Source organism: Mycobacterium sp. (assembly GCF_019243155.1).
Taxonomy (GTDB): domain Bacteria; phylum Actinomycetota; class Actinomycetes; order Mycobacteriales; family Mycobacteriaceae; genus Mycobacterium.
Window position 1 is genome coordinate 1 of the sequence record NZ_JAFAUS010000410.1, and the last position, 10557, is coordinate 10557.

11 protein-coding genes are annotated in these 10557 nt (G+C 67.9%); 4 read left to right on the plus strand and 7 right to left on the minus strand.

The window, feature by feature from the left end; translation table 11 throughout:
- Positions 1-142 precede the first annotated feature (142 nt).
- From JOZ00_RS21035 to JOZ00_RS21050, 4 genes are all read right to left on the minus strand, one after another.
- On the minus strand, positions 143-1333 hold the full coding sequence (locus JOZ00_RS21035; protein WP_293347454.1) for a fused response regulator/phosphatase: 1191 nt from the start codon (positions 1331-1333) through the stop codon (positions 143-145).
- Between the two features lie 241 nt (positions 1334-1574).
- Positions 1575-2744 (minus strand): acyl-CoA dehydrogenase, encoded by a 1170-nt coding sequence (locus JOZ00_RS21040; RefSeq protein WP_293347457.1) that lies wholly within the window; start codon positions 2742-2744, stop codon positions 1575-1577.
- Positions 2745-2759: 15 nt separating this feature from the next.
- Positions 2760-3275, minus strand: a complete 516-nt coding sequence (purE, locus tag JOZ00_RS21045) for a 5-(carboxyamino)imidazole ribonucleotide mutase (protein WP_293347460.1) — start codon at positions 3273-3275, stop codon at positions 2760-2762.
- A complete protein-coding gene (locus JOZ00_RS21050) occupies positions 3268-4503 on the minus strand; it encodes a 5-(carboxyamino)imidazole ribonucleotide synthase (protein WP_293347463.1) in 1236 nt (411 codons plus the stop codon). Before JOZ00_RS21050 ends, purE begins: the two co-directional genes overlap by 8 nt.
- A 97-nt stretch (positions 4504-4600) precedes the next feature.
- Here JOZ00_RS21050 and JOZ00_RS21055 point away from each other — a divergent pair, with 97 nt between their 5' ends.
- Complete coding sequence (locus tag JOZ00_RS21055) at positions 4601-5275, plus strand: GtrA family protein (protein WP_293347466.1); 675 nt, start codon at positions 4601-4603, stop codon at positions 5273-5275.
- Here JOZ00_RS21055 and JOZ00_RS21060 read toward each other — a convergent pair.
- From JOZ00_RS21060 to JOZ00_RS21070, 3 genes are read right to left on the minus strand one after another with little or no spacing between them, the layout of a single operon-like run.
- Positions 5230-5748, minus strand: a complete 519-nt coding sequence (locus JOZ00_RS21060) for a PH domain-containing protein (protein WP_293347469.1) — start codon at positions 5746-5748, stop codon at positions 5230-5232. The two genes, JOZ00_RS21055 and JOZ00_RS21060, sit on opposite strands and share 46 nt — an antisense overlap.
- A 33-nt stretch (positions 5749-5781) precedes the next feature.
- Positions 5782-6606, minus strand: a complete 825-nt coding sequence (locus JOZ00_RS21065; protein ID WP_293347472.1) for a biotin--[acetyl-CoA-carboxylase] ligase — start codon at positions 6604-6606, stop codon at positions 5782-5784.
- A gap of 17 nt (positions 6607-6623) precedes the next feature.
- Entirely contained in the window at positions 6624-8195 is a 1572-nt protein-coding gene (locus tag JOZ00_RS21070) for an FAD-binding protein (protein ID WP_293347476.1), read from the minus strand.
- Positions 8196-8230: 35 nt separating this feature from the next.
- On the opposite strand from JOZ00_RS21070, the gene JOZ00_RS21075 reads away from it, so the two are divergent.
- The 3 genes from JOZ00_RS21075 to JOZ00_RS21085 form a co-directional block, all read left to right on the plus strand.
- Positions 8231-9871 carry an acyl-CoA carboxylase subunit beta gene (locus JOZ00_RS21075; RefSeq protein ID WP_293347479.1) on the plus strand — a complete coding sequence of 547 codons (1641 nt, stop codon included), beginning with the start codon at positions 8231-8233 and terminating at the stop codon, positions 9869-9871.
- Positions 9868-10131, plus strand: a complete 264-nt coding sequence (locus JOZ00_RS21080) for an acyl-CoA carboxylase subunit epsilon (protein WP_293347482.1) — start codon at positions 9868-9870, stop codon at positions 10129-10131. The genes JOZ00_RS21075 and JOZ00_RS21080 overlap by 4 nt, the downstream gene beginning before the upstream one ends.
- Positions 10128-10557: Maf family protein (locus JOZ00_RS21085; protein WP_293347485.1), on the plus strand; the 430-nt coding region annotated here is incomplete at its 3' end. The genes JOZ00_RS21080 and JOZ00_RS21085, both read left to right, overlap by 4 nt.

Below are 10557 nucleotides of genomic sequence, written 5' to 3' on the forward strand. Positions count from 1 at the left end.
GACATGTCGTCGGTGCGGTCGAGCAGAACCGACCCGATCAGCGCACCGGCCAGCACCATGCCGCCCATGCTGAGCAGGACCAGGGCCTGCCAGCCCCGAACGGTCAGCTGCGACAGCCGCAGGCGGCGCAACCAGGGGGGCGTCACGTCGTCGTCCTCTCGATGCGCAGCACGGCGATGTCATCGGTGAGGCCACCGCGCGGCTGGGCGAGTTTCTGCGCGCCGTCGATGAGCGCGTCGACGAACGCCGGGCCCGGCAGATTCGCGTTTGACCTGGCAAGTGCGAGCAATCCGTCTTCCCCTAGACGTTTGGCGCCTTCTCCCGAATATCCCTCGAACAGTCCGTCGGTCAGCAACAGCAGGCCGTGCCCCGCGGGCAGCTCCAGCTCGTAACGCGGCCAGTCGTCGGCGCGCAGGCCCAGCGCGGCCCCGCCCGGTGGTTCGATCCAATCGACGGTTCCGTTGTCCTGCAGCAGCATCCCGGGATGGCCGGCACGGATCGCGGTGATGCGCGGGCTGTCGGCCGGGATCTCCAGGGTGAGCACCGTCGCGAAGATGCCGGTGTCGGTTCGCTCGGAGTGCAGCACCCGCTCGAGCTGGCGCATCAACTCGACTCCGGTGACGCCGGCGAATGTCAGCGCGCGGAACGCGATACGCAGCGCCGCGCCCAGCGCCGCCTCGTGCGGTCCGTGGCCTGCGACGTCGCCGATCAGGACGTGGACGATCCGGTCGGGCGTCTGAACGACGTCGTAGAAGTCGCCACAGAGCAACGCGTCCTCCCGGCTCGGGCGGTACCGGGCGACGATTTCGACTCCGGGCTGGTCGAGCAGCAGCGGTGAGGGCAGCAGCCCCCGTTCCAGCAAGGCGTTCTCGCGGGCCCGAAGCTGGGTCGCGTGCAAGTCGGCGGCGATCAGCTCGGCACGCTTGCGCTCGATCGCGTACAGCAGGGCGCGCCGCAGCATCTCCGGCTCGACCCGGCCCTTGACCAGGTAGTCCTGGGCGCCCGCGGCGACCGCGGAAGCCCCGAAGTACTCGTCGTTCAGACCGGTCAGCACGACGATCGGAACGGTCGCATCGCGCTTCGCGATGCGGTCCAGCGCGTCCATGCCATTGGCGTCGGGCAGATGCAGGTCAAGCAACACGCAGTCGGGGCGGGCGGACTCGAGCTCGCGCTCGGCGTGCGCCATCGATTGCGCCCACACCACCCGGATATCGGTGACCGCATCGGAGATCAGGTCTTCCACCAACACCGCGTCGGCGCGGTCATCCTCGACCAACAGCAACGATAAAGACTGCCAACTCGCGGTCGGGGTGACGGGAGCGCGCACGGGCATCAATTCCGCGTCGTTCTCAGAAGGGCTCCGAGGAGGCCACAGGAAGTCACGTTCTGCACTTTGACCCCCTGGCCGCGGTTAGGACCCGTTGTTAGCGACGACGTCCCGACTCGAAGCTGCGGTGCGCCAACGCTGACTCTACGTGTGGCCCTCCCACCCCGAATGGGTGCCGTGCAAAATCCTATTGGGCAACGCTGGGCTTTCGGGGAAGAAACACCCGACCCAACGCCGGAGAAATGGATCAGCGCAACAGCGCCCGCGACATCACCACGCGCTGAATCTGATTGGTGCCCTCATAGATCTGAGTGATCTTGGCATCGCGCATCATCCGCTCGACCGGGAAGTCGATGGTGTAGCCGGCGCCGCCGAACAACTGCACCGCGTCGGTGGTCACCTCCATCGCGACATCGGAGGCAAGGCATTTCGACGCCGCGGAGATGAAGCCGAGGTTGGATTCGCCACGCTCGGCGCGAGCGGCCGCGTGGTACACGGTCAGGCGCGCGGCTTCCACCTTCATCGCCATGTCGGCGAGCATGAACTGCACACCCTGGTTGTCGCTGACCGGGCGGCCGAATTGCTTGCGGTCCTTGGTGTATGCGATCGCGGCATCCAACGCACCCTGGGCGATGCCGACGGCCTGCGCGCCGATCGTGGGCCGGGTGTGGTCCAGCGTGGCGAGCGCGGTCTTGAAGCCGGTGCCCGGGTCGCCGATGATCCGGTCGCCCGGGATGCGGCAGTTCTCGAAATACAGCTCGGTGGTCGGGGAACCCTTGATGCCGAGCTTTTTCTCCTTGGGACCGACGATGAACCCCTCGTCGTCCTTATGGACCATGAACGACGAGATGCCATTGGCACCCTTCTCCGGGTCGGTGACCGCCATGACGGTGTACCAGCTCGACTTGCCGCCGTTGGTGATCCAGCACTTGGCGCCATTCAGGATCCAGTCGTCGCCGTCGGCCTTGGCCCGCGTCCTCATGGACGCCGCGTCGCTGCCGGCCTCGCGCTCGCTCAGCGCGTAGGACGCCATCGCGGTGCCGTCGGCGATCGAGGGCAGCACCTGCTTCTTCAGTTCGTTGGAGCCGCGCAGGATCAGGCCCATGGTGCCCAGCTTGTTGACGGCGGGAATCAACGACGCCGAGGCGTCGACGCGGGCTACTTCCTCGATCACGATGCACGCCGCGACGGAATCGGCGCCCTGGCCGCCGAACTCCTCGGGCACGTGCACGGCGTTGAAACCAGAAGCGTTCAGCGCCTGAAGCGCCTCGTCCGGGAACCGTGAGTTCTCGTCCACGTCGGCGGCGTGCGGAGCGATCTCCTTCTCCGCCAGCGCCCGGATCGCGGCCCGCAACTCCTGGTGCTCTTCGGGCAGTTGGAACAGATCAAAAGTGGGGTTTCCGGCCCATCCGGCCATCTCAGCCTCCTATTGCTACTCGCCGGTAACTTTACCGTGACGCTCTTGCAGCGCCGCATCCTTGGCCCGCACGCTGTCCCCCAGCTGGGCCTGGAACTCAACGATGCGCGCCCGCAGCGCCGGGTCGGACGACCCGAGCATGCGCACCGCCAGCAGCCCGGCGTTGCGGGCGCCCCCGATCGAGACCGTGGCCACCGGCACACCCGCGGGCATCTGCACGATCGACAGCAGGGAGTCCAGGCCGTCTAGGCGCGCCAGCGGGACCGGCACGCCGATCACCGGCAGCGGCGTCGCCGACGCGACCATTCCGGGCAGGTGGGCGGCCCCGCCCGCACCAGCGATGATCACCTCGATGCCGCGGTCGGCCGCCTCGCGGGCGTAGTCGAACATCAGCCCCGGCGTGCGATGCGCCGAGACCACCCGGACCTCGGTCGGTATGTCGAACTCAGCCAGCGCCGCCGCCGCGTCGGTCATCACCGACCAGTCGCTGTCGCTGCCCATGATCACCGCGACCCGCGGCGGTCTACTCATGTGGATCCCATCCGTCCGTCCACTGTCCGTGTGACAACCAGTCTGCCGCTAGCTCAGCGCGTTCACGCAGCTTCGCCGCGGTTGTCAGGTCGGCTTCCGTGCCGGGGAAGTTGATGTGGCCGATCTTGCGGCCAGGCCGTTCCTCTTTGCCGTAGAGGTGAACGCGCGCGTCGGGCATGCGTGCGAACAGGTGATGCAACCGCTCGTCCATGGTCATCTCGGGCTGCTGCGCGGCGCCCAGGACGTTGGCCATCACGGTCACGGGCACAGTCACGTCGGTATCGCCGAGCGGATAGTCCAGTACCGCCCGCAGGTGCTGCTCGAACTGGCTGGTGCGCGCGCCGTCCATGGTCCAGTGCCCGGAGTTGTGCGGGCGCATCGCAAGCTCGTTGACGAGCAGCGCACCGTCGGTGGTCTCGAACAGCTCGACCGCTAACACCCCGACGACGCCGAGTTCGCCGGCCAGCCGCAGGGCCAGCTGCTGGGCGCTGGCGGCCAGCTCGCCGGGCAGGTCGGGAGCGGGCGCGATCACCTGGACGCAGATCCCGCCGCGTTGCACGGTCTCCACCACCGGCCACGCCGCACCCTGCCCGAAGGGTGAGCGAGCTACCAGCGCGGACAACTCGCGGCGCAGGTCCACCTGTTCCTCGGCCATCACCGGCACCCCATCGGCCAGGAAGCTTGCCGCGATTTCACGGGCGTGCGAAGCGTCCCGGGCCATCCGCACGCCGCGCCCGTCGTAACCGCCGCGGACCGCTTTCACGACCACGGGGCCGCCGACACGCCGCGCGAACGCATCGAGTGAGTCGATGCTGCGGATCTCGGCATAGCGAGGCACCGGGACGTTCAGCGCCTCCAGCCGCCGGCGCATGACGAGCTTGTCCTGGGCGTGCACCAGGGCCTGCGGCGGCGGTGCGACGTTGACGCCTTCGGCGACGAGCTTCTCCAGCAACTCGTTCGGGACGTGCTCGTGGTCGAACGTGAGTACATCGGCGCCGGTCGCCGCCCGGCGCAGGTCTTCGAGGTCGGTGTGCGATCCGATCACCACGTCGGGTGTCACCTGGGCGGCCGGCTCGTCGGGGGCGGTGGCCAACACGCGCAGCGTCTGCCCCAACGCGACGGCGGCCTGATGGGTCATCCGCGCGAGCTGACCGCCGCCGACCATGGCAACTGTCGGGGCTGTCGAAACAGAGCGGGCGGGTGGGCGTGTACTCGGCACGGCAATCATCGTGTCACGGCGCCAGCGGTGTGTTGACCGGCGGTGACGCCTAATCGTTATGTACGATTTTGCGTCGTTTTTGGGTGGATACGTACACTGGCCACTTGTGTCCTTCACCGACGCCACAATCGCGCGGATGCCCCGGGTTATTCAGCCGTATTTGCTGCGCCACCACGAACTGATCAAATTCGCCATCGTCGGCGGTACCACGTTCGTCATCGACTCGGTAATTTTCTACACGTTGAAGCTGACAATTCTTGAACCGAAGCCGGTAACGGCGAAAGTCATCGCCGGGATTGTCGCGGTCATCGCGTCCTATGTTTTGAACCGCGAATGGAGCTTCCGCAATCGTGGCGGCCGGGAGCGTCACCACGAGGCGCTGTTGTTCTTCGCATTCAGCGGCGTGGGCGTTCTGCTCAGCATGGCGCCGCTGTGGTTCTCCAGCTACGTCCTGCAGCTGCGCGAGCCGATGGTGTCGCTGACCGCGGAGAACATCGCCGACTTCATCTCGGCCTACATCATCGGGAACCTGCTGCAGATGGCGTTCCGCTTCTGGGCGTTCCGGCGCTGGGTGTTCCCGGACCAATTCGTGCAGGAACCCGAGAAGGCGCTGGACGCCGCCCTCACCGCCGGGGGCATCGCCGAGGTCTTCGAGGACGCGTTAGAGGGCAGCTTGGAAGACGGGAACGTCACGCTGCTGCGCTCGTGGCGCAACCGGGCCAGCGGCCGGTTTGCTCAGCCGGGCGATTCCTCGGAACCCAGGGTGTCGAAGACTTCGTGATACAGCAGCGCGTGCACATCGCGCAGGCGCGGAATGTCGTAGAACTCCAACGGATCTTGTGATGCCGATTCGATGACCAGCGTGCCGGTGCGAAACATTCGCTCGGTTAGCCGGTCCCGGAATTCGACGCTGTTGATCCGCGCCAGCGGGATATCGATGCCGGTGCGCGTCAACACGCCGTGCCGAAACATCACTCGCCGGTTCGTCACCACGAAATGCGTTGTCAGCCAACTCAAGAATGGCCATAGCGTCAGCCAGCCGACGATTACCAGCCAGACCCCCCAGATGACGGCGTAGATGATGTTCTTGGCGAGTTGATCCCAGTGGGTCGAGTTGAGGTAGCCGGACCCGAACGCCGCCAGCGCCGTGGCCAGAAGCAGGACCAGCACCGGCCAGATCAACCGCTTCCAATGCGGATGACGGTGCACGATGACGTGCTCGCCGGGGGCCAGGACGTTATCCGGATAGCTCATGTTCGCGACATTAGCTGCGACGGGCCCGGGTAACTAGCGCAAATGCACCACGTCGCCGGCGGCGACCACGACGGTCTCCCCGTCGCTCTCCAGGAACAGCCTGCCCTGGTCGTCGATGCCGCTCGCGGTCCCGACGACCTCCTTACCGCCGGGCAGGTGCGCCCGAACCCGGGTGCCGATGGTCAGGCTGCGCGCCCGGTAGTCGGAAGCCAGCGCCCAGTCGGCGCCGCGCGCGGCCCGCCAGGCCACGATCCGCCGGCCGAGCTCGGTCAGCAGTCCGCACACCAGCTGAGTGCGGTCGGGCGCCGCCACACCGAGGTCGAGCAGCGAGGTCGCCCCACCCCCGTCGATGCCCTCGGGAGCCTCAGTTACGTTGAGCCCCAACCCGATTACGACGACAGGCTTGGACACCTCGGCGAGGATTCCGGCCAGCTTGCCCCGGGAATCGCCCGACCCGGCCAGCACGTCGTTCGGCCATTTCAGGCCGGCCCGCATCCCAGTACCTTCCAGCAGCGGGTTCACCGTGTCGACCACCGCGACGCCGGTGGCCAGTGGCAGCCAGCCCCACCCGGGGCTCGGGACGTCGACGATGCTGACACCGACCGACATGATGATCTGGGCGCGTGGGGTGGCCGACCAGCCCCGGCCGTGGCGTCCGCGTCCCGCGGTTTGGTGCTCGGCGATCAGCACCGCCCCGGCGACGTCGGTCCCCGAGCTGGCTCGCGCCAACAGGTCCGCGTTGGTGGAGCCGGTCTGCTCGACGATCTCGAGCTGCCGCCAGCCCAGCCCGGCGCCGATCAACTCGGCCCGCAGCGCGGCCGCATCCAGCGGTTGTCTCAGGTGCTCCCGGTCCGTCACTGGATCCAGCCTAGAACTCAGCCGCGCCGGTCCCGCATGTCCAGCGCGGCCAGGTGGCTGAACAGCATGCTGGTCCCGATCGGGTTGCCGCCACCGGGATAGGCGGTGCCGCTGGGCGCGGCCATCGTGTTGCCCGCCGCGTACAGGCCGGGGATCGGGTTGCCGAACGCGTCGAGTACCCGGGCCGCGCTGTCGGTGCGCAGGCCGCCCTTGGTGCCCAGATCGGAGATGCCGAACGCCGCGGCGTGATACGGCGGGCGGTCGATGGGCACCAGTGGCGACGCGCCCTGCGAGAACGCGCAGTCAAATGCCTCGTCGCCGCGGCCGAAGTCCTCGTCGACGCCGGCGGCGGCAAAACCGTTGAACCGGGCCACCGTTGCCGCCAGCTGACCACCCGGCACGCCGATCTTCTCAGCGAGTTCGGTCAGGGTGTCCGCGGTGTGCCACAGGCCGGCGGCGACGTACTTCTCGGTCTCGACGATGGGGACGTTGGCCGCCTTCACCGGCGGCACCTCGCCGTCGGAGTCGTCGTAGATCATCCAGTACGGCAACGTCATTGAGCCGTCTTGTAGTTGCGCGATAATCTCGCGGCCGGCCCGGTCGTAAGCCCTCGACTCGTTGACGAACCGGTTGCCGGACTGGTTGACGAAGATCCCGCCGGTGAACCACAGCGCGAACGCGGAGCGGCCGTCGGGATGCGTCATGCCCGGCGACCACCATGCCTGGTCCAGGAGATCGGTGTCGGCGCCGGCCGCGATGCCGGCCTGCAGCGCCAGGCCGCGACTTCCCGGGCCGCCCATGGTGTCTCGCGCCTCACCCGGCACGCCGTACTCGCGGCGCAGCTCGTCGTTGTTCTCGAAGCCGCCGGCGGCCAGCAGTACCCCGAGGCGGGTGCGGATCGCGCGGCGCTCACCGGCCGTCTCGACGATCGCGCCCGTCACGGCGCCATCGGACATGACGAGCTCGACGAGGGCGGTGTCGCGTCGCAGCGACGCCGCCGGATACTGCCCGATGGCGTTGAGGAACCGGGCGATCAGCGCCCGTCCGCCCAGGTAATAGTCGGCGGGAGTCGCGACGCCGAGCCGCTCGGTATCCAGCGGTCCGCGGATGGCGTCCCGAAGCTCGGGGGCGGCGGCCACCTTGAGGGGCTTCGCCGCGATATGCCGCTGACCGTCCAGCCGCGCCTTCGGCGCCTTGCCGTAGTAGTCCGGCCAGGGCAGCGGCACGAACTTGATGTTGGGGTCCTGCTCGAGGTATTCGATCAGCGGCGCGCCGCCGCGGACGAACGTCTCCTGCAGTTCGCGGGGAGTGCGGTCGCCGACCACGGCCCGGTAATAGGTGAGCGCGTCCTCGATGGTGTCGTCGGTGCCGGCGCGCAACAGCACCGGATTGCACGGGAACCAGACGCCGCCACCGCCCGAGTAGGCCGTGGTGCCGCCGAACTTCTCGGTCGACTCGATCAGCAGCACGTCGAGGCCCTCGCGAGCAGCCGTGTAGGCACCGGTGACACCGCCGCCGCCGGACCCGGCAACAAGGACGTCGTGTTCTTCGCTGAAGTCCACCGAACTCCCCAACGGTCGGGCGTCCATCAGCGGAGACTACCTCGCCGCTAAGCTCGTCTCCCATGACAAGCGTTACCGACCACTCCGCCGAGCCGGCCGCCGAGCACACCATCGACATCCACACCACCGCAGGCAAGCTGGCCGAGTTGCACAAGCGCCGGGAAGAGGCGATGCACCCGGTCGGCGAAGAGGCCGTCGAGAAGGTGCACGCCAAGGGCAAGCTGACCGCCCGCGAGCGCATCCTCGCCCTGCTCGACGAGGACTCGTTCGTGGAACTCGACGCCCTCGCCAAGCACCGCAGCAAGAACTTCGGGCTGGAGAACAACCGCCCGCTGGGCGACGGCGTGATCACCGGCTACGGCACCATCGACGGCCGCGACGTCTGCATCTTCAGCCAGGACGCCACGGTGTTCGGCGGCAGCCTCGGCGAGGTGTACGGCGAGAAGATCGTCAAGGTCCAGGAGCTGGCCATCAAGACCGGCCGCCCGCTGATCGGCATCAACGACGGCGCAGGCGCCCGCATCCAGGAGGGTGTGGTCTCGCTCGGCCTGTACAGCAAGATCTTCCACAACAACATCCTGGCTTCCGGCGTCATCCCGCAGATCTCGCTGATCATGGGCGCCGCGGCCGGTGGCCACGTCTACTCCCCCGCGCTGACCGACTTCGTGGTGATGGTCGACCAGACCAGCCAGATGTTCATCACCGGGCCCGACGTCATCAAGACCGTCACGGGCGAGGACGTCACCATGGAGGAGCTGGGCGGCGCCCACACCCACATGGCGAAGTCCGGTACCGCGCATTACGTCGCCTCCGGTGAGCAGGACGCCTTCGACTGGGTTCGCGATCTGCTGAGCTACCTGCCGCCCAACAACGCCACCGACGCGCCGCGGTACGCCGAGCCGGTTCCTGAGGGTGCCATCGAGCAGAACCTCACCGACGAGGACATCGAGCTCGACACGCTGATCCCCGATTCGCCCAACCAGCCGTACGACATGCACGAGGTGATCACCCGCATCCTCGACGAGGACGAGTTCCTGGAGATCCAGAACGGATACGCCCAGAACATCGTCGTCGGGTTCGGGCGCATCGACGGCCGCCCGGTCGGGATCGTGGCCAACCAGCCGACCCACTTCGCCGGCTGCCTGGACATCAACGCCTCGGAGAAGGCCGCCCGCTTCGTGCGGACCTGCGACTGCTTCAACATCCCGATCGTGATGCTCGTCGACGTTCCGGGCTTCCTGCCGGGCACCGGCCAGGAGTACAACGGCATCATCCGGCGCGGCGCCAAGCTGCTGTTCGCCTACGGCGAGGCCACCGTCCCGAAGATCACCGTCATCACCCGCAAGGCCTACGGCGGCGCCTACTGCGTCATGGGCTCCAAGGACATGGGCTGCGACGTCAACATCGCCTGGCCCACCGCGCAGATCGCGGTCATGGGTGCCTCGGGTGCCGTCGGATTCGTCTACCGCCAGCAGCTCAAGGAGGCGGCCAAGGACGGCAAGGACGTCGACGCGCTGCGGCTGCAGTTGCAGCAGGAGTACGAGGACACGCTGGTCAACCCCTACGTGGCCGCCGAGCGCGGTTACGTCGACGCGGTGATCCCGCCGTCGCACACCCGCGGCTACATCGGCACGGCGCTGCGACTGCTGGAACGCAAGATCTCCCACCTGCCGCCCAAGAAGCACGGGAACATCCCGCTGTGAGCGAGGACGTTGTGAGCGACGAGACCGTGACGGACGCCGCGCCGCAGGAGCACGAGCCGCACATCCAGATCCTGCGTGGCCAGCCCACCGACGAGGAGCTCGCGGCGTTGATCGCCGTGCTGAGCGGTGTCGGCGGCGCGCCGGCGGCACAGGTTCGCAACGAGCGCACCCGCTGGGGACTTGCCGTCGACGGGCTGCGGTTCGCGATGTCGAACTACCAGCGGCTGACGTTCCAGCAGATGACTCACATGAAGCAGTGACCCGGCTGGTACTGGCGTCGGCCTCCGCGGGCCGCCTCCAAGTACTGCGGCAGGCCGGCGTCGATCCGCTGGTCGTCGTGTCCGGCGTCGACGAGGACGCGCTCATCGCCGGTCTGGGACCGGACGCCGCGCCCGATTCCGTGGTGGGCGAGCTGGCCCGCGCCAAGGCCGAACGAGTGGCCGGCGAGCTGGACGGCGGCGTCGCCGCGGATTGCGTTGTCCTCGGCTGTGATTCGATGCTCGAGGTCGACGGCCAACTGTGCGGCAAGCCGCAATCGGCCGCAGCGGCCGTGAGTCAGTGGCAACTGATGGCCGGCCGGGCCGGCCGATTGCACACGGGACACTGCCTGCTGCGGTTGCGCGACGGCATGATCACCCATCGGGAAGTCCAATCGGGTTGCACCACAGTGCATTTCGGCACACCGA